Source organism: Fodinibius sp. SL11 (assembly GCF_052060035.1).
Taxonomy (GTDB): domain Bacteria; phylum Bacteroidota; class Rhodothermia; order Balneolales; family Balneolaceae; genus Fodinibius.
The window spans coordinates 59,770-79,262 of the sequence record NZ_JBPOEA010000002.1; the positions used below are offsets into that span (position 1 = coordinate 59,770).

Below are 19,493 nucleotides of genomic sequence, written 5' to 3' on the forward strand. Positions count from 1 at the left end.
GTTATTCACCGGAAGCACTTATTGGTGATTAGATTCGATCACAGGATTGAAAGTTGTATTCTTATTCACATATAAAAAAATCAGAAGATTTCTTCTGTGAATAGAATCAAGTCGACCTTAACTTTTTTTTAGAAAATTTGCTTCTTTTGCTTCCCGAATAGCTTTTAAAAGAGAGCTGACTTGTTTGTATAATTTGTGATCTGGTTCGCAGGCTTTTTTTAAAAACACCTCTTGTTGCTGTTGATCTGCGAAAGTTAGTGCTTTATCCAGAATAGGTTCGATTTTATGCCACCGTGATTGATCCATAAAAGGTGATAATGTGTCCTGTCTCTTTTGTTAGTATATGCGCAATCCGAATTAAAAAAGGGCCAAATAAATAGCGAAAGTGTGCTAAGTGTTAAAAGGATGGATTTGTCCTCATCCCGCTCGCTATTACGCATGTTGCTATGTAAGGGAATAGTTCATTCGAATAAAATCATCATATTATGCGACGATCACTATATATTATCGTACTACTGTTTTCGATGGTCCCGCTGGTATTCATATCCTGCGATACCGGTACAGATGCTGAATCGGAGAAGGAGCCGCTGGAGTTCAAGACGGCACCCTCCGAAGGGCTGAGCAGCATGATTCAGGAAACGCCCAGCGACTTCACGTGGGGCTATTTCCAAAATAACGTGCAGGTTAATATGATCCCAGGAAGTGACTGGAGTGGAGAGGTTGCTCTTTCGGCCTTCCAGGTGCAAAACGGGGAAGTGGTGAACCGTACCACCACCGAGCCGGTCGAAACGACTGCCGATGAGCTCTCGGCGGGGCTTTCCACCGAAGAGATGTTTCCGGGTTCGAAGTGGATTCCCGGAACAGATTGGATCCCGGGGTCAGGATGGGTACCGGGTAATTCGTGGGTGCCCGGTAATAGCTGGTCACCCTCCGAAATTGAGAATGTTGCCATCTCTGAGGCCAACTTGGGAGAAAATGAGACAATGGTGGTTGTATATGCACAACTTGCCGGGGATTCGCCGGAACGCGAGCAAACCACGCAGCCGTTCGGTGTTATTTTTCAAGAAGAAGAACAACAGGAAAAAGTTGATCCTATAAGCCAAGAGGTTTCAGCCAGTGATGCTGACGCCGCTCGAAATTTCTGGACTACCGAGCGAATGCTGGAAGCCTCCCCTGTTAAAGGGACTGGGATAGGTATAGATAGCGAAGATCCACCTGCACCAACCGATCCAGATATCCCTGGTCCGGACGTTCAAATGGAACAGCGGGATGGTAGCCAGCCTGAGTTTGCTGAAAAGGCTATATTTGAGGATGCCATGCAGGGAGATACAGAGGTCAATGAGGCATCTGAGGTTAATACGAATTATTCACAATATCCCTATCGGACCGTTGGCAAAGTATTTTTTACTAAAAATGACAACTGGCGTTCGTGCAGTGCAGCGGTAATTGCCTCTGAAAACCGCAGCGTTGTTTGGACGGCAGGTCATTGTGTTGCAGAACAAGGTGAAGAAAATTGGCATGACCGCTGGGTGTTTGTACCTGCTTACGAAGATGGAGATGCGCCACATGGTAGATGGTCTGCTCGAGTCAAAACCACCCTTACCGCCTGGTATTCTGATGGCAACAGGAATTATGACTTAGGCGCTGTCGTGGTCGAAGAGCGTGATAATCAGTCTATTGCTTCGGTTACAGGGTCCTTAGGCTGGATGTTCAATGCCCAGCGAAGTCAAGATTGGCGTGAACTTGGCTACCCTGGAGCAGGAAGCTTGTTCAACGGACAGAAAATGTGGGAGTGCTTTGCTCCTTATGATGGTGCAGACGGAGTTGGTTCCAATTCAGGGCCCAGAACTTCTAAGATTACAGATTGTGATTATACGGCAGGTTCGAGTGGCGGACCTTGGGTTGTATCTTTTGAAAACTGTCCCCAGTGTTATATAAACGGAGCAAATAGCTGGTGGTGGTGGAGAAATGGTCATTCAAACTTAGGTATCCAATGGGCCAGTCCATACCACGGAAGCGCCGCCCATACCTTACTTCAATTTGCCGAAGACTTTTAGAAACCAAGTCAGTAAAAGTATCAACAAAAGTTAATTTTCGTCTGCCGTGGCTTGAACGCTACGGTGGATTTTTCCTGCCCAACAGGGGATGAAAATTAATTTGTCCTCATATCTCCCACTGTTACGCAAAATATTATATAAGGATTAACTTGAACAAAAGGTAAGCGTCTCTATGAAATTTATGAACAAATATCTATTCATCATTTTTATTGTTTTTGGTATCACTACAGCATGCAGTAATGACGAAGGAGGGGTAGGTCCCGAACCCGATCCACAGCTTAATATAAATTCTATAAACCCCACTTCGGGACCGGAAGGAACGTTAGTTACCATTGAGGGAAGCGGTTTTAGCAATCGCAGCTCAGACAATAGTGTACTTTTTGATGATATGGAAGCTCCTGTTGATTCTGCCGCTGCTGATTTTATTACAACAAAAGTACCACAGGGTGCTGCAAGCGGTGAAGTGAAAGTCATCGTTGACCAAGACACAACAACAGGACCCACTTTTACAGTCGAGGCCAGTGCACCGGGTATTAGTTCGGTAAATCCTGAAAGTGGCCCTGCAGGTACAAAGGTGACAATTAACGGAACGAACTTTTCATCAACACCTTCAGAGAATGCCATAAGGTTTAATGGTGTTACGGCCTCGGTTAATAGTGCTGATGAAGAACAGATTGAAACAGAGGTTCCTTTGAACGCTACGGATGGCCCGGTTGACGTTACAGTAAACAATAAGTCAACAACAGGTCCGGATTTTGACGTAAAAGGTCCGCAAATAACATCGGTCACACCGGATACCACAGTTGTGGGAGCAGAAGTTCTTATCGAAGGCAAAAATTTTAGTGAAAATGCCTCAGATAATATTCTGTCATTTGGCGGGGTGCAAGCCACCGTTGATAGTGCAGCAAAGGATGCGTTAAAGGCAAAAGTTCCCGAAGGATCGTCAGGCGGAGCGGTAAGCATCACAGTGGGAGAGCTGTCTGATGATGCTGATTTTTCAATCATAACAGAATTACAAGCCTGTTATGGTAATGATGTCCAGCTTGATGCAACGCTTGAATGGGTTAGCCAGGGATTGACGACTTCGGATAAAGATGATAAGTCGCAGGATATGGCCATGGATTCCAATGGAAATATATACATGGTGCTGCGTGATCGAGGGGTGGCAGCAAAATATGATTCCAAAGGAAATAAAGTTTGGGAATCCAATTTTGATTCAAAACTCAAGTCAACAATATGGAGAGGCATTGAAGTTGATGGCAATAGCGTATATATCGTAGGTGAACGTGGTGTTTCTGACCAAGGGCTTGGAGAAGCAAAATTGGAGTACCATTTTTCAACTCTGAAAGATGGTAATTCTCATACAGGAGGTAGAGACGCCGTATTGGCTCGCCTTGATGCTGGTTCCGGAAGTCTTGGATGGGCCCAGCAATTTGGTTCTCCTGACCTTGATGAGCTCAATAATGAAACGGTTGCCGTGCTACCGTCGGGAGAAATTCTGGTCTCTGTTAGAATGAGCGGCCCTTTCACACCGAATAATAAAGAACCAAATAAGGGATCTCATGATGTAGCTATTGCCAAATTCCAGCAGAACGGTACGCTACAAACAGTAAAACAAATTGAGGCATACACGGCCCCTTACAGTATTGCTACCGACGGTCAAAGTCGGGTATTTCTTGGAGCAAGAAATGATGATGGCAACACTGTATTTGCAAGACTTAGCAGTAGCTTACAAATCGAAGCGTCAAGCGAACAGGTGTCACGGCAAATCAAACAACCTATCCCAATGCCGGATGGTGGTGCCGTTATTTATGGAAATACGGGCACCTCCCTTGAATCAGGAATCAATGTATATATTAAGGACGCCTATGTACAACGACTCAATGCCGGTGGTGGACAAGAGTGGGTGCATCAGCAAAAGTTCGATGATAGCGGATCCACAAAATATGTAGGAGGCGTGCGACTGCCGGATGGAGGAGTTGCTCTTGCAGGCCAAAATGCGTCAGAGATTGGGGGCCTCCCATACCTTGGCATTTATGGGGATGATGGAACGCCGCTTTTTATCGATGGCAGCAAAGAGTCTACCTTTTTTGAGTTTGAGGATGATAAGAAAGGACGAGGATTTCCATCTGCAATAGAAACGTATCGGGATGCTAATAGAGAGGTGCATGTATTTACAATGGGCGTCACAACTTCGAGCTGGCCGGGACGCAGTGATGATGACAATGTAGATCCCAAAGGTGGAAAAGATATGTGGATCACCGGGATGACTTTGCAATGCAAAGTTCAAAATGAGGGATCTTGATTAAAGAACAAACAGATTTACACTGAGCTTACTTACGGTGTGGACTTTTAATTTGTCCTCATTCCGCCCACTGTTACGCAAAATACTGTGTGGCAAATAATTTATTCATACAGATGGAACTGATTCTGAGATTTATCCAACTAAAATATCATGCCATATAACCTTCTTTAAGAATGTGTTCAGTAATTTTCTGCAATTACATTCTGAGAGATTTGCAAACTATCATCTTAAATAAATATCATCATTATGAGAACACGACTACGAACCCTTATCCCTCTTTTGTTAATAGGACTGGTTATTTCCTGCGGAGATAACAGCACAGGCACTGATCCAGAACCTGACCCGGAACCCGAAGAACCCACCACGGGGACGCTGGAAGTGACGACCAGTACCGGTGGCTCGGATGTGGATTCCGACGGGTACACCCTTTCCGTGGACGGATCTGATCATTCCATTGGTACGGACGAGACGGTAACCGTCGAAGACCTGGAAGAAGGCAACTACGATGCCGAACTCTCTGGACTTGCCGAGAACTGCTCGGTGGACGGGGATAACCCTCAACAAGTAGATATTACCGCGGAGAATACGACCAGTGCGAGTTTCGATATTAGCTGCGAGGCGATGTTGAAAAATCAGATTGTGTTTACCAGCAATCGGAATGGCAATGATGAAATTTATTTTATGAACGCTGATGGTTCAAACCCAACCAAGCTTACTAATAATTCTTCAAGTGATATTTTCCCAGTCGTATCAAATGATGGAACCAAGATTGCATTTGCCAGCAATAGAGATGGAAATTCTTATGATTTATACATCATGAATGCTGACGGTTCCAACGTGAAACGGTTAACCAATTCGACAGGTTTAGCTGCTTTTCCGAGCTGGTCTCCTGATAATTCACAGATTGTTTTTGAAGATGATCGTAGCGGGAATACTGAAATTTATAAGGTAGATATTGACGGCAGTGATGAAGTTCAATTGACTAATAAGTCGACAGGAGATAGGAGCAACCCCGACTGGTCACCAGACGGTGATAGAGTTGTATTCGATGGTACCAGTGATGGCGACTTTGAAATCTATACCATGAATGCGGATGGTACGGGCGTAAAGCAAATCACAAATAATAGTGATGATGATTCCCGACCTCAATGGTCGCCAGACGGATCTGAATTTTGTTTTATAAGTAACCGCGATGGCAATATTGAGATTTATACCATGAATACAGACGGAACAGGGGTGCTCAGAGTTACAAACGACGATGGCCCTGATAATTTTCCTGCCTGGTCGCCAGACGGGGAGGAGTTAGTTTTTACTTCGATCAGAGATGGCAATGGAGAAGTTTACAAAATCAATGCCGATGCTAGCGGTACGCTTATCAACTTAACTGCAAACAAGGCGAATGATCATTCGCCATACTGGAGTCCCGTAGAGTAATCATGGATTAATAGATCGGATTATTGAACTTTTGCGCGTAGTGGCTGAAAGGCTGCTGCGTGCTTTTTTAAATAAATTTGTCCTCATTTCGTCTGCTGTTACGCATAATACTTTATGAATACAATAAATATTAACTGAATACACCTAATATGCAGCAATTAACAAAAATATCATCACTTGTAGTACTAATGTTAATGCTGGGCATTGCAGGCTGCGAAGGTCCGGCGGGGGAACAAGGTCCTCAAGGAACAGAAGGTCCACAAGGACCAGTTGGACCGGCCGGTGATGACGGCAGTATGATGTATTCCGGACAGGGAGTGCCCGATGCAAGCACCGGTGAAACGGGAGATTATTACTTGGACACCGATACCGGTGAACTGTATGGCCCCAAAGATGACAATGGCTGGGGCAATCCTATTATCGTACTCAAAGGAGAGGACGGTGAAGACGGAAGTCAGATTCATGCCGGCAGCGGTGCCCCGGATCCTTCGTTAGGTGATCTGGGCGATTTCTACTTGGACCAAGCCAATTACGACATGTATGGTCCTAAAACAGAAAATGGATGGGGATCTCCGATTAATCTAAAAGGGGCCGACGGGAATGCCAATGTTACAGTATACGTATTTGATGCGCCTGATTTTACATTCAATGGCAAAGATACAACTCTAACCATTGGGAATAAGAGCTATACAGATATGTTAGAAAGTTCCTGGGATCTATATCTAGTACGCGGTGGTTTTATGCATACTATTCCGGGTGTAATAGATGAAGGTAATACAGGTCCGGAATTTTCGGTTTCTATGATACATCAGAGCAGCGACATAGAATTTACAATAACGATAAACAGTGGGGCACCTTATTATCCCGATGATGTTCGGATAGTTCAGACTAAAGCCACGAATGTTGTTGATAATACTTCTTCTGCCAAAAAGAACTCGGGTGAATCTCCAAATATTAATTCTATGGAATATAAAGAACTAATTAATAAATACGGTTTAGACCATGTTCAGGTTGTTGATAGACGCCAAAACTAATAGAGTTTGGCAAATCTGAATTAGTTCAAGCCTGCAGCAATACAATAGTTGTTGCAGGCTTTTTTTGTTCTCTTTCCTTAAACAGTGCGCATATTACTATGTAAACTTTCTACAGTTGAGAAGGGTAAATTGTACAATATTTTATAAACCGAGGCAGTAAGAAAGGTGTTTCGGGTTTTTTATGTGGCTGATACCTTGTTAAACTGTCCGCTTTATTTACGGCATAATATGCTTAGCTTTTCGATTTATATTTTTTTGCCATTTTTAACTTACCCCAGGCTTGGTAGAGTTTTATGACATTATTTCTAGCTTGTTTGGTGAGATTATCAGAAACACCCCGTTCTTTTTTTAGCGTTTCGTATGCTTGTACCAAATAAGGTTCAGCTTTTTGGTATTCGGTGCTTTTAGTAAGTGCTTTTCCTAAGATTGATTTGCTATGAGCAACTTGCCAACTCTTCTCATTATAAGATTTACGTTTGATTGTTAAGGCTTCTTGTAACAAAGAGATGGCCTCAGTCAGGTTATTCTGAAGTACAAGCAGATCACCAAGTTCTGTGAGGATATCGGCTGTTTTCCTATGATCAGAAGGCAATGTGGCTTTAAAAATCGACAGGGATTTCCGTAAATGTTTTTCAGCCATACTTAATGACCCGTTTTCTTTTTCAATACGTGCTAAGTTTGCGAGGTCACCGGCCACATACGGGTGTGTTTCTCCAAAATTTTCCCGATCAATGGTGAGCGCTTCTTTAAGGTAAGGATGCGCTTTTTCATAGTTACCCAGTTCGATATAAAGTCGGCCCAAGTTATTTAAGCTTTCCGCAAGCTTGGGATGGAATTCTGAAAATAGTTTGCGCCGCATAGCTACTGCTTTAGTCAAATAAGGCTTGGCTTCTTCGTATCGGCCTTGTTGACCATAAAAGGTGCCAATGTTATTGTATGATTGAGCAATATGCCTGTTCGGGGGTTCATAAAGCTTTTTATCAATCTCTAACCCTTTATGATAAAGAGAGTCTGCTTTTTCAAGTTTTCCCTGCTGGTTTAGTATCAGGGCAAGATCGTGATAACCCATTGCTGTACTTGGATGGATGTCTCCATTTTTCTTCTTCCAAATAGCCAGTGCCCTTCTATATAGTTCTTCTGCTTGTTCGTATTGCCCTTGTTTGCGTAGAACTCCCGCTCTGTTATTATACGTGTGGGCAAGTTTTGGATGGTTGGGTTCGTAAAGCCGTTGTTGTATCTGGAGAACAGCCTTATAAACTGAATCGGCCTCCTGATATTTACCCCGCTGGTCAAGTATTAAACCAAGCTCATTCAATCCATTTGAAAGTAGGGTTTCATTATTTGGATGGTTGTTTCTAATTATGGAAATAGATTCGCGGGTAAGCGATTCTGCTTCTGCAAAATTTCCTCTGAGCCGTTGAAAAATGACCAATGCGTCAAGACTCTGTGAGTATGCGATACTCGTAGTTCCCTGATATGTTTTACGAAGTCGGTAACTTTTTTTTAGTAGAGGGTTTGCCTTCTCAAATTGTCCAATCTCGGTATATGCTCGTCCCATTACTTCAAGCAGCTGAGCCTGGACCTCAGGCTGATTTTCGAGCTGATCAATACGTTCTTCTCCTCGCTTTAAAAAAGTGGCAGCGGTAACAGTATCTTGGGGATTGTAATTGGGATTACTGGCCCGAAACATATCCGTAAGAAAATCGCTCACTTCTTGGGCTTTTTGAGCTTCCAATTGTGCCTTATTGCGCTCCTGTGTAATTTGAAAGGTATAAAATGCAGTAAAGCCAATAATAAATAGCAAAAAAACCGCTGCTACAGATAACCTGGTTTTGTGTCGTTTTATAAATTTGGATGCATTGTAACGGAATGTATCCTCACGAGCGATAATAGGCAGATCAGTCTTCAGCCTGTTAATATCTTCCAACAGTTGCTCAGCCGTGCTATATCTGTGGTCTGGCTCTTTACGTAAAGCCTTCATTACAATAGCATCAAGATCACCCTTTAGGGTACTAAGCAGAGCCTTGACAGAGGTGTTGCGTTTTTCTACAATTTGTTTTTGTTCCTGAGAGGGTAATTCGACAAATTTTTCAGAGGGGGTTTTGGGTTGTTCTTCCCGGATTTGCTCTTCGATTTCTACAAAATTTTTGTCATCCAATTCAAATGGATGAACACCGGCCAGAAGTTCAAACAATTGAATACCAAGTACATACGAATCGGTAGCGGTAGTTATAATTTGGTTCTCTAATTGCTCTGGTGCAGCATAACCCAATGTAAGCATACGGGCACCGGTCCGTGTTTGAAAGGTGGCTCCTTCCTTATCGGGCTCCATAAGTTTAGCAATACCGAAATCCAGGACTTTTACTTTGCCCTTGGTATCTACCAAAATATTTGAGGGCTTTAGATCACGATGAATAATTGCATTTTGATGGGCATGCTGAACGGCTAAGCAGACTTGCTCAAATAACGCCAAACGATTTTCAATTGACAGCTTATTTTTTTCACAATACTGTAGTAAAGGGGCGCCATCCACGTATTCCATCACCAGATAAGGCAGGCCGTCCTCAGTGATTCCTCCATCCAGTAAGCGAGCAATATTGGGATGGTCTAAGTTAGCCAGTATATTTCTTTCGCGTTCAAAACGACCGATATTTGAGGGGGTGTCCATACCGCGACGCAATATTTTGACAGCAACAGACTTGTTATAAACTCCATCAGTTCGTTTGGCTTTGAAAACCGAACCCATCCCGCCATGACCAATGAGTTCAATAATTTTATAAAGTCCCACGACTTGCCCAATCATCGAAGAGGCACTTTTGCTTAGATCGGAGTTGGACAGGTCTCGGGCAAGATTCTTAGGATAAGCCTGCGTTCCCTCTAAGAACTGCTTGGTTTCAGATTGTTCAATGGACTCGAGGAATTCAATGACTTTTTGCTGAAGGGCCTGTTCTCCTTCGCACTCTTTTTTGATATAGGTAAAGCGTTCTTCCCGATCCAGGTCCAAGGCCGTATCTACAATCCGGTTGATCTTTTTCCATTGTTGTTTCTCCATAAACGAATGTAATTATCAATCGTTATTTTTGATTTCCTTATAGAGCCATCCTCTTGCCTTAGCCCAGTCGCGCTTGACGGTACGTTCTGATACATCCAGTGCCTTGGCAGTATGATGAACGGTCATTTGACCGAAATAACGAAGCGTTACCACATCGGCCATGCGTTCATCCAGTTGGGCAAGTTCATTTAATTTTTTATCGATATCGATGATTTCTTCAGACTCTTGACGGGCTTTTAATAATTCGTCGATATAGGTCACATCTTTCTGCTCCCCGCCGCGTTTTTCGGCTTTCTTTTTACGTGCGTGATCCACCAATATTTGACGCATGCAACGTGCGGAAATAGCCATGAAATGGTTTTTGTCACAAGCTTCAATCTTTGTTTGATCGATCATCTTAAGATAAACCTCGTGAACAAGTTCAGTTTCGCTTAAGGTAATCTCATTGTTTTCGTGCCGGAGTTTGCTATGAGCAAGCCGTTTGAGCTCTTCATAAATAAGAGGGAAAAGCTCATTATATGCTTCATCGCCTGCATTCCGCAAGTCTATTAACAGTTGGGTGATATTCTTTTGGGCCATGAAGGAAGAGGTGAAAAGGTTGATGATGATATTCTTATACACATGCTTATTTACTTTATGCTATAAAAAATATGTATAAAATTCTCCCTTAATAAAGAGAAGGTTAATTTTTAATAATACGATTTTCTTAGGCTCTCGGATGAAATTCTTTATGGACCTGATGGAGCAGGCTGCGATCTACGTGCGTATAAATTTCTGTAGTATTGATGGAAGCATGGCCCAGCATTTCCTGTACGGCACGCAGGTCGGCGCCCCCCTCTAAAAGATGCGTTGCAAAAGAGTGCCTAAAAATATGGGGATATACATTCTTTTCGATACCGGCTCTTTCTGCGGCATCATTTACGATATTCCAGATGCTCATTCGCGAAAGCGGGTTGCCCCGCTGGCTCAGGAAAACTTTGTTTTCAGCTTTTTGAGGGTTTTTATTACTTTGGAATTTAGGTCGTACGACTTCGATATAATGTTCGAGTGCAGATTGGGCCATTTCTCCGACCGGCACCAAGCGTTCTTTATTTCCTTTGCCAACCACACGGATAAAACCAATCTCAAAGATCAGGTTGTCGAGTTCCAGGCCGGTAAGTTCACTGACACGCATTCCCGTAGCGTAGAGGGTTTCCATGACTGCAGCGTTCCTTATACCGGCATCCGTTTCCCGGTTGGGGATATCGATAATAGCTGAAACTTCATCAGGGTTTAGAACATCCGGCAGATTTTTGGCTTTTTTAGGTAGATCAACTAATTCTGCGGGGTTCGCTTCGGCCATGCCCTCCACAACAGCGAATTCGTGGAATCCTCGGATGCTGGAGATGTTCCGTGCAATAGAGCTTACCGATAGATCCATGGCCGTCAGTTCTTCGAGGTAGTTTTCGATATGACGAAGCTCAATACCTCTCAAATCGGATATTTGCAAGTCTTTTGCTACGAATCGAAGGTATCGCTCCAGATCATTTTTGTATGATACAACAGAATTTTCGGATAGACTTTTCTCCAGCTTTACAAATTGGAGGTACCGCTGTAACTCTTGTTGAAAATACATGCTGATTACGAATTGTAATATTCGTCTACCCGCGGCGGTTTTTTAGGAGAGTCGGGATGCTCGGGCATATCATCCGTTGCGGGTGTTTCTTCAAGATCAACCTCATCATTTTTTTCTTGTTGTTCTTGGGTATCCTTTTCTTCCTCTTTTTCATCATCCGGATACTCAACCCGGCTGTGGTATATGCCCACAAGGATATTGAGAAATGTCTCCTTGATTGTTCGGATGTCCTGAAATGTCAGAGGGGTTTTGCTGAGGTGTCCTTCGTTGACTCGTTCATCAATCATCTTGTCGATGAGGTTTTCCAGCTTCTGGTAGTTCGGGTCTTTCATCGCCCGAGAAGAGGCCTCAATACAATCGGCCAGCAGCAAAATGCCGGTTTCCTTTGTCTGTGGAAGAGGACCATCATATCTGAAGTCTTCTTCTCGTATTTCTTTTTTACTGGTATCAGCTTGCTCTTTAGCTTTTTCCCAGAAAAATTTAATGAGCGAATCCCCATGATGCGTCCTGATGAAATCAATAATCACTTCGGGCAAGCCGTGTTCTTCGGCTATCTTGACGCCGTTAGAAACGTGTGCTTTAATAACGAGCGCACTCATGCGCGGCTTAAGCTTATCATGTTCATTACTCTCGGTCTGGTTTTCAGTAAAATAGCCGGGATTTTCCATCTTCCCGATATCGTGATACAGTCCACCGACGCGACAAAGTAACCCGTTTGCTCGGATGGCTCCCGCTGCAGCTTCGGCAAGATTTGATACTTGCAGGCTGTGGTGGAAGGTGCCTGGAGCTTTGGTCATTAAGGTTTTGAGCAGCGGTAGGTTTGTGTCACTAAGTTCTAACAGTGAAAAATCAGTGGTTACATTAAATGATTTTTCAAAGAGCAGAATAAGTGGGTATGTGAATAGGATAAATATTGCATTAATAGCAATAAAGAGTACCTCGCTGCCCAATGCACTCCAGCTGTCAAAAGTAGTCATGCCAAAGCCTAATACTACCACAAGGTACGATCCGAATACGATACCGGGTGTTGTAAAGAAAAACTGTGAACGTTGCTTAATATCACGCACCGAGAATAAACCAAGGCTGCAAGCAACCGTTGTGGCAGTGACAAATTCAAAATTATTGCCATTAATAAGTCCGGTTAGAAGTGCCAGCGTAATCGTTGATAACAGGCCGACCCTGGAATCAAAAATGATAGTTAGAATGATGGGGGCAATGGCAATGGGGACAATAAATGGGGAGATGTCATCAAGATGATAGACAAGGGCGCTGCTGACAATTACCAGTGAAAATGCAATAAGCACGAGGGTTAACAGCGAATTGTCAACAAAGATATATCTGCGATACAGATAAAGGTAGAAAAAGAAAATCGTAAGAATAGCAACAACTGCTATGATATCCCCGCCGTAGCGAAGCCAGCGTTCCAGGTCACTTGCATTTTGGGCCCGAGCATCAGCCAGGCTTTGCAGCATATTGTATTTCTCGGGAGTAACAATATCTCCGCGACGAATGATAACCTGTCCCTGGGCAACGGCTCCTTTCGAGGTGGAAATTTCATCCAGTGCATCCTGAATGCGTGCCTGGGTTTCTTCTTTGTTAAAGAGATAGTTTGGTTGGATAATCTGGGCGAATATTTCGTTGCCTGCGTTTGCTAAATCATCATAAAAGTTACGTGAAAGACGATATTGTGCATATTCTTTTGCTTCAGGCAGATCCCGTACATTTACCAGATTCAGGGTTTGCTCGGTCCGTTTTTGAAAGTCGCGTATTGTTATTTCATCATTCGATAGCTCGGATTTTGGAATATCTAAAACGCCGCTTTCCAGTACTTCAGCGATAAGCTTTTGCAGTTGTTCTTTTAGACTGACGTCTGAAAATTGGTTGTTTGTACCGCCGGAAGCATTGCTGTTCTGTGAAGAAACAGACGCATAGTTATCCAGAATTGTTCGCCAAGCCGATTCAGATAAATTTACAGGCGATCTATTTTTCAGCTTCTCAAATTGCAGGCTATCTCGCTGTGCCTCTTCGGATTTATGTTCTTTCTTTGACTGCTGCCAGTTGCTATAACCCTTTTTTATTGATGATAAACCTTGAAAAAGAGAATCTAATTTGCTTTGTACGGAAATTTGAACATCCGGCTTTTTATGGAAAATGGGAGGGGTTGTTTCTCGAATCGTTTGTCGTTCTTTTTCAAGCTCTTGGTCACTTTTTTGGATTGCAAAAGTAAAAGGAGCTGTTAAATCATCTGCCCGCCAGGGTTCACCAATGTTGTAGTTAATAGGCTCTTTATAGGTGCTTTCTGGGATGGACGCGACAATAACCCCCAGAAAAACAATGAGGATAAATGTTCTGAGGTAAGGGTTGTGTTTTAATGATGAGGCCTCTTCTTGTTTTTTCTTCTTTTCCCCGATAACAGGAGCGCCCTGCCTTTTTTTGGGTGCTAATCCCAATTTTTCAAGAATACCCATAAATATATATTCAGTCTGTTTCTGTGATACCTAATCGGCCAGAAACATTATAATGTTCAGATAAGATACGTTGATTGTGAAATTATACCAACCCATAACCATATTCCCAAACAGATAATAGGTTACAATTCTTCCTCAATGAGGTTCAAGAATGCATCCTGATCAAGTATTGGGATGTTTAGCTTTTGGGCTTTATCGTATTTGCTTCCGGGAGAATCTCCGGCCAGCAGATAGTCGGTATTACTGCTCACCGATGATGTTGTTTTGCCTCCATGTTTTTCGATTAGTTGGGTTGCTTCTTTTCGAGTAAACGACGGTAAGCTGCCCGTTAGTACAAATTTCTTGTCTTTTAGCTTTTGTGATGCCTGTTGCTGCTTTTCCATGGTAAAGTTGAGGCCATGATCTCGGAGTTTTTCTACCATTTTACGGTTGTGATCCTGATTAAAAAACTCAATAACCGATTGTGCAATCTTGGGTCCGATCGACTCAATTTCTTCAATAGTCTCTTTATTTGCTTTCATCAGAGCATCCATGCTTTGCAGGGCGTTCGCCAGATCGCGGGCAACAGTTTTACCAACAAAACGGATCCCCATCGCATAAATGACTCGATCCAGCGGTTGCGATTTACTACTTTCTATAGCATCAATGAGATTTTCAGCACTTTTTTTTGCCATGCGCTCCAAGGGCAAAAGCTGTTCTGTTTGGAGTTCGTAAAGGTCGGCATAATTACTGATTAACTGTTCGGAAACCAGCTGATCTACGACCGCTTCGCCAAGTCCGTCAATATCCATGGCATCGCGCGAAGCAAAATGTTCAATACGCTGGCGTACTTGTGGTGGACACTCGGGGTTGATGCAACGCCAATCCACATCTTCTCCAAGTTTGATAAGCTTTTCCCCACAAGCAGGGCAATGTTGCGGCATTTCAAAACGAGGGCCGCGATCTTCGCGATCGGGATTGACTACACTAATCACCTGGGGAATAATTTCACCGGCTTTTTCTACAACCACCCGATCGCCAACCCGGATATCCTTGCGGTGAATTTCATCTTCATTATGCAAAGAGGCTCGTTTTACGGTGGTACCGGCCAATTCTACTGCTTTTAATTCTGCTACCGGCGTTATTTTGCCAAGTCGACCGACTTGAAGCGTAATCTTCCGGAGGGTAGTGGTTGCTTGCTGCGCCTCAAATTTATAGGCAATAGCCCAGCGGGGCGCTTTGGAGGTCGTTCCCAGTGTATCACGATATTTCTCTTCGTTAACTTTGATAACGACGCCGTCAGTTTCAAAGGGCAGGTCGTGTCTTAGATTTTCCCACTCGTCAATTTGTGTATGTACTTCATTGATATTGGAACACTGTCTAAAGTGATCACAAACAGGCAACCCGTATTGATCTAATAGTTTCATTTTTTGATACTGTGTAATTTCTGCATCAGTATCATCGGTGAGCATATCGAAGCTGAAAAACCGGATAGGCCTGCGTGCTACTTCGCGGGGGTCTTGCATCTTTAGCGACCCGGCCGTAGAGTTTCGCGGGTTGGCAAAGGCATTAAGCCCCTGTTCTTCCCGGTGTTCGTTCATTCGTACAAAAGCTTCACGTTCCATATATGCTTCGCCGCGAACTTCCACCACGTCCGGAAAATTATTGTGTAGATGAAGAGGGATATCTTTAATGGTTTTGATATTCCGGGTGATATCGTCACCGCTCTCACCATCTCCGCGTGTGGCACCCAGTACCAGATCACCATTTTCGTAGCGGAGTCGAATAGCAGCTCCATCGAACTTCAATTCGACTAAATAGGTGAAGTTATCATGCTCTAAAAGTTCACGAACCCGGCGGTCAAAATCGTTCAGTTCATCTTCGTTATACGTATTGTCAAGGCTTAACAATGGGGTGGGATGCTCAACCGTTTCAAAATCACTGCTGGGTTCACCGCCTACACGCTGAGTTGGCGACTTGGGATCAACGAGATCGTAATCTTCTTCAATTTTTTCCAGTTCCGCCAGATAGTCATCAAATTCTTTATCCGAAATAAAGGGTTGTGCATCTTGATAATAGGCTTTATTGGCTTTATCCAGCAATTCGCGCAGTTCTTCAGCGCGTTTCTTTGCCTCTTGTTTTTCCATTTTTAAGCGTAGGCTTGTATCGGGTTAATTAAAAGTTGGACGATCGTTGATGGTGGTGGGAGGTGGGGCATCGATGGCCAATGAATCCGGAGCAGGCTGCAGCCATTGGGGATCATTTTCAAAGAAGCTGCGGTTAATTTCCAAGAGCCGGGATTCAGGATTATAGAAATTTTCGCGAATATTTGGGATAGGATGGCCGTTCAGCAATAATACCATGCGGCTTGTCTGGCCTCGAATATTCATTTCATTCACAAAGTTAAACCGTAAAGCATCACCCTGTTCAATCCAATAGGGATTGATATCATCCATAATATCAGTGTAAACACGTACCGGCTCTAATCGATCGTATGCGGCGTAAAGAACGATGGTTAGCGTATCCGGCAGTGCAGATAGCGGCTCACTTTGTAGTTCACCAACTGTAGTAGTTGTTTGTTGTTCGGTAGTATCGTTTGTTTGAGTCGTGTCGTTGGATTCGGTTGATGGAACGATATCCAATTCCAGCGAATCAGTGCTAACTGCTTTATTAGAGGCTTCATCTTGTTGCGCAGGTGAAGTGGGACTTTCAGAAATATTTTCAGAAGTCGGTCCGGTTTCATAAAAATAGAAAAAAGAACCCGCTACAATAATTATTAAGAGAGTAACAAAAATCCCAATCCACGTTTTCGATTGTACTGAATTCAATGGTTGGAATTTTCGCCCCATATCCGCCCAATCCACGGACTGAACATCGGGATGGGTCGATTTAGTTAAAGGAGAAGATTTCTCTGCTTTTGTGGATTCTTCTGATGATTCTGATTCAAATTCAGGAGAATGGTCATGAATCATGTCGTCACTTTGACGGTCATCCTGCTCTTCGGACTCCTTGGTCGTATCTTCCGCTTCCTCATCATACTCAAAAGACCGTTTCGGCTGCTCCTCAAAGAGACTTTGCAGTGAGCCGGAATAGTCATTTTTTTCAACTTTGTTCAGGGCATAGATGATCTGCTTTTCATCAATGGATAAAGCTTTTGCATAGCTGCGGACATAGCTCCGAATATAGGTTGCATTTTCTTCAAAGTTGGTGAAGATAGAATCATCTTCGATAGATGAGAGAATCCTGGTTGGAATCTTAGTAGTCTCGTAAATATCCTCCAAGCTCAATTCTTGCTCTTTGCGAATGTGGGCAAGGTCTTTTCCAAGTGATGCCATAAATAATTATCTGAATTAGGTAGTGGCAGACCGTTTATACGGCGTATAATCTAAACAAATATAGTGGTTGCTAAAAATTTTTTGCTGAAAAGAAGATTCCCTGTAAGGATTACTGGCAATTAAAGATCTTACCTATAAAAATAGTGGCCTATGGGAGTATTTCAGAACATTGCGAGCGGTTTTAAAAGTGTAGTATTTCCCAATGTTTGCGTTTGCTGCGGACATGAGCATACTGAGCAGCAACGGCAGATCTGTTCATTTTGTTTAAGTAATCGTTTTGAAGATGCAAATCCTGAAAATAAACAGGTGTCTTCAGATTCTCTTTTGCCGGAAGGAGTCATGATCCAGCATGCGTTATGGCAATTTGACAAGGGGGGAGATCTACAGGATTTGTTACATCAGTTAAAATATGAACGATTGACAACAGTAGGACATGATTTGGGTAAGGCTTTGGGCCTGCGGATGCACAGTCATCCTGCTGTTATAGAGCTGTTTGACCGTCATGAATCGGTAATTGTTCCAGTACCGTTGCATTATCTAAAGTATCGGTATCGAGGGTTTAATCAGGCGTTTATATTAGCACAGGGTTTTCATGAGGTTTGGGGGGACATACCCATTTGTGATGTTGATGATATTGTTCGGGTTAAAAACACACGTTCCCAAACCGGCTTTAGTCTTGAAAAGCGAATTAATAACATGCAAAAAGCTTTTAAGGTTAGAGATCACACATTGATTAATAATAGATTGTGTGTAATTATTGATGACGTATTTACGACCGGTGCGACTGCGTTTGAATTGGCAGATACATTAAATAAAGCGGGGGCAGGTCCTGTTATTATATTGACAGTTGCACAGGCATAATTAATCAGATTGAAAATTCGTTTTTTGCGAAAAGAAGGATATTTTTCGTCTTATGAAAAGACAAAATCTCGGTGCACAAAATCAATTTTTGGAAACGCAACTCGGTATCGTTACTCGAACCGGTGACTGGTTCCATATTACTACCGATCAGATTAAACAATTTGTACCCGGACTGTTGGATAAGCGCCCTTTGGATAAGTTAGTTGAAGAAGCAATTGCATGGGTGCGCAGTGCCGACAGTCTTGCACTTACGTTGTTGTTAGTATTGTTGCTGGCAATACATCCTATATTGGCAGTAACCATAGCCATTGCCTTTCACTTTTTATGGTATCGCTCTAAAAGTGCACTGGTAACAATATACCTTGGCAAGGTGCTCAAATTTTTAAATACTGATGGGTATTTGCTCATTACATCATTGGTTATAATCAGTGCCTTGGGTATGACCGGTCAATATCTGGCTGCCGGCATTGGACTTGTTTTTTTCTTTTTGATGAAATTGGGATTGTTAAAACGTTTGTGGGATAAAATAGATCAGGGCGTAGATAAAAAGCTTACACTTAACGACCGCGTATTCAAGATGATACTGCTAAAATACGGTATGCACTATAATCTGCAGCCACCCGAAGTACAGCAGATGGAAGATAAATTTGTAGAGTTGGCCACAAATCGAAAGAAGGGAAAGAACTAAAATGGGGATTACGAATATATATCTGGCCCGTCATGGAGAAACAGAATACAACCGCTGTAACCAAATTCAGGGGCGCGGTATTGATGCATCCCTAAATGATACTGGCATTAAACAAGCACAAGCCATCGCTCAACATCTGCAAGATGTTTCAATCCAACGGATTTTCAGCAGTAGCTTAAAACGATCTCAACAAACAGCCGAGGCGGTAGCAAAAAAATATCAGTTAGAAGTGAATACATACCAAGATTTGGATGAGATGGATTTTGGTATTTTGGAAGGCAAGCCCATATCGGAGATTAAGCCTGAATTAAAGCACCTCCATGAACGGTGGAAGTCCGGTGACGTAGATTTTGCTTCAGCAGGGGGAGAAAGTCCGACTGTTGTTTTCAAACGAGCCGATAATAGAGCACGATTGATACTGGAAGAAAATCAGAAAAAAAACTTGTTGTTTGTACTGCATGGACGGTTATTGCGTATTTTGCTGTCGGAATGGCTCGGTTACGGACTAAAAAATATGCACGAAATCCCACATTCTAATGGAGCTTTATATCATCTGCGGTGGAATAGCACAGGATTTGAATCGTTATACATTAACAAGACTGATCACTTGACTGATTTGCATTCGAAAGAAGAAATCGCATCCAACTAACAGCATACAAACAGAT

General features: G+C 43.0%; 13 protein-coding genes. 7 read left to right on the plus strand and 6 right to left on the minus strand.

Going from position 1 to position 19,493, the window contains the following annotated elements; translation table 11 throughout:
• The first annotated feature begins 485 nt into the window (after positions 1–485).
• The 4 genes from ACQ76V_RS03440 (at position 486) to ACQ76V_RS03455 (ending at position 6,830) form a co-directional block, all read left to right on the plus strand.
• Positions 486–2,057, plus strand: a complete 1,572-nt coding sequence (locus tag ACQ76V_RS03440; protein WP_440999080.1) for a trypsin-like serine peptidase — start codon at positions 486–488, stop codon at positions 2,055–2,057.
• Positions 2,058–2,229: 172 nt separating this feature from the next.
• On the plus strand, positions 2,230–4,362 hold the full coding sequence (locus ACQ76V_RS03445; protein WP_440999081.1) for an IPT/TIG domain-containing protein: 2,133 nt from the start codon (positions 2,230–2,232) through the stop codon (positions 4,360–4,362).
• 246 nt (positions 4,363–4,608) lie between these two features.
• Positions 4,609–5,796, plus strand: a complete 1,188-nt coding sequence (locus ACQ76V_RS03450; protein WP_440999082.1) for a DUF5050 domain-containing protein — start codon at positions 4,609–4,611, stop codon at positions 5,794–5,796.
• A 149-nt stretch (positions 5,797–5,945) separates the two neighbouring features.
• Positions 5,946–6,830: a hypothetical protein gene (locus ACQ76V_RS03455; RefSeq protein WP_440999083.1), complete on the plus strand. Its 885-nt coding sequence runs from the start codon at positions 5,946–5,948 to the stop codon at positions 6,828–6,830.
• Positions 6,831–7,062: 232 nt separating this feature from the next.
• Here the strand turns inward: ACQ76V_RS03455 and ACQ76V_RS03460 are convergent, their stop codons facing one another.
• The 6 genes from ACQ76V_RS03460 to ACQ76V_RS03485 all read right to left on the minus strand — a co-directional run bounded on the left by ACQ76V_RS03460 (position 7,063) and on the right by ACQ76V_RS03485 (position 17,279).
• Complete coding sequence (locus tag ACQ76V_RS03460) at positions 7,063–9,882, minus strand: tetratricopeptide repeat protein (protein ID WP_440999084.1); 2,820 nt, start codon at positions 9,880–9,882, stop codon at positions 7,063–7,065.
• A gap of 15 nt (positions 9,883–9,897) precedes the next feature.
• Positions 9,898–10,503 carry an ECF-type sigma factor gene (locus tag ACQ76V_RS03465; protein WP_440999085.1) on the minus strand — a complete coding sequence of 202 codons (606 nt, stop codon included), beginning with the start codon at positions 10,501–10,503 and terminating at the stop codon, positions 9,898–9,900.
• A gap of 85 nt (positions 10,504–10,588) precedes the next feature.
• Complete coding sequence (xerD, locus tag ACQ76V_RS03470; RefSeq protein ID WP_440999086.1) at positions 10,589–11,497, minus strand: site-specific tyrosine recombinase XerD; 909 nt, start codon at positions 11,495–11,497, stop codon at positions 10,589–10,591.
• Positions 11,498–11,502: 5 nt separating this feature from the next.
• Entirely contained in the window at positions 11,503–13,965 is a 2,463-nt protein-coding gene (locus tag ACQ76V_RS03475; protein WP_440999087.1) for an HD family phosphohydrolase, read from the minus strand.
• A gap of 122 nt (positions 13,966–14,087) precedes the next feature.
• Positions 14,088–16,091 (minus strand): NAD-dependent DNA ligase LigA, encoded by a 2,004-nt coding sequence (ligA, locus tag ACQ76V_RS03480; RefSeq protein WP_440999088.1) that lies wholly within the window; start codon positions 16,089–16,091, stop codon positions 14,088–14,090.
• Positions 16,092–16,115: 24 nt separating this feature from the next.
• A complete protein-coding gene (locus ACQ76V_RS03485; RefSeq protein ID WP_440999089.1) occupies positions 16,116–17,279 on the minus strand; it encodes a helix-turn-helix domain-containing protein in 1,164 nt (387 codons plus the stop codon).
• 150 nt (positions 17,280–17,429) lie between these two features.
• Between ACQ76V_RS03485 and ACQ76V_RS03490 the strand changes: the two genes are divergently transcribed.
• The 3 genes from ACQ76V_RS03490 to ACQ76V_RS03500 are packed head-to-tail and all read left to right on the plus strand — an operon-like array spanning position 17,430 to position 19,477.
• On the plus strand, positions 17,430–18,140 hold the full coding sequence (locus ACQ76V_RS03490; protein ID WP_440999090.1) for a ComF family protein: 711 nt from the start codon (positions 17,430–17,432) through the stop codon (positions 18,138–18,140).
• A gap of 52 nt (positions 18,141–18,192) precedes the next feature.
• Entirely contained in the window at positions 18,193–18,828 is a 636-nt protein-coding gene (locus ACQ76V_RS03495) for a hypothetical protein (RefSeq protein ID WP_440999091.1), read from the plus strand.
• Between the two features lies 1 nt (position 18,829).
• The gene (locus tag ACQ76V_RS03500; protein ID WP_440999092.1) at positions 18,830–19,477 is read left to right on the plus strand and encodes a histidine phosphatase family protein; all 648 of its coding nucleotides are present in this window, start codon (positions 18,830–18,832) and stop codon (positions 19,475–19,477) included.
• The last annotated feature ends 16 nt before the right edge of the window (positions 19,478–19,493 follow it).

What these genes read in the sequence shown, in the direction of transcription:
- xerD (WP_440999086.1), bottom strand. Translation starts at nt 11,497, where the DNA reads ATGTATTTTCAACAAGAGTTACAGCGGTACCTCCAATTTGTAAAGCTG.
- ACQ76V_RS03475 (WP_440999087.1), bottom strand. Translation starts at nt 13,965, where the DNA reads ATGGGTATTCTTGAAAAATTGGGATTAGCACCCAAAAAAAGGCAGGGC.
- ACQ76V_RS03445 (WP_440999081.1), top strand. Translation starts at nt 2,230, where the DNA reads ATGAAATTTATGAACAAATATCTATTCATCATTTTTATTGTTTTTGGT.
- ACQ76V_RS03460 (WP_440999084.1), bottom strand. Translation starts at nt 9,882, where the DNA reads ATGGAGAAACAACAATGGAAAAAGATCAACCGGATTGTAGATACGGCC.
- ACQ76V_RS03455 (WP_440999083.1), top strand. Translation starts at nt 5,946, where the DNA reads ATGCAGCAATTAACAAAAATATCATCACTTGTAGTACTAATGTTAATG.
- ACQ76V_RS03440 (WP_440999080.1), top strand. Translation starts at nt 486, where the DNA reads ATGCGACGATCACTATATATTATCGTACTACTGTTTTCGATGGTCCCG.
- ACQ76V_RS03490 (WP_440999090.1), top strand. Translation starts at nt 17,430, where the DNA reads ATGGGAGTATTTCAGAACATTGCGAGCGGTTTTAAAAGTGTAGTATTT.
- ACQ76V_RS03485 (WP_440999089.1), bottom strand. Translation starts at nt 17,279, where the DNA reads ATGGCATCACTTGGAAAAGACCTTGCCCACATTCGCAAAGAGCAAGAA.
- ACQ76V_RS03495 (WP_440999091.1), top strand. Translation starts at nt 18,193, where the DNA reads ATGAAAAGACAAAATCTCGGTGCACAAAATCAATTTTTGGAAACGCAA.
- ACQ76V_RS03500 (WP_440999092.1), top strand. Translation starts at nt 18,830, where the DNA reads ATGGGGATTACGAATATATATCTGGCCCGTCATGGAGAAACAGAATAC.
- ACQ76V_RS03450 (WP_440999082.1), top strand. Translation starts at nt 4,609, where the DNA reads ATGAGAACACGACTACGAACCCTTATCCCTCTTTTGTTAATAGGACTG.
- ligA (WP_440999088.1), bottom strand. Translation starts at nt 16,091, where the DNA reads ATGGAAAAACAAGAGGCAAAGAAACGCGCTGAAGAACTGCGCGAATTG.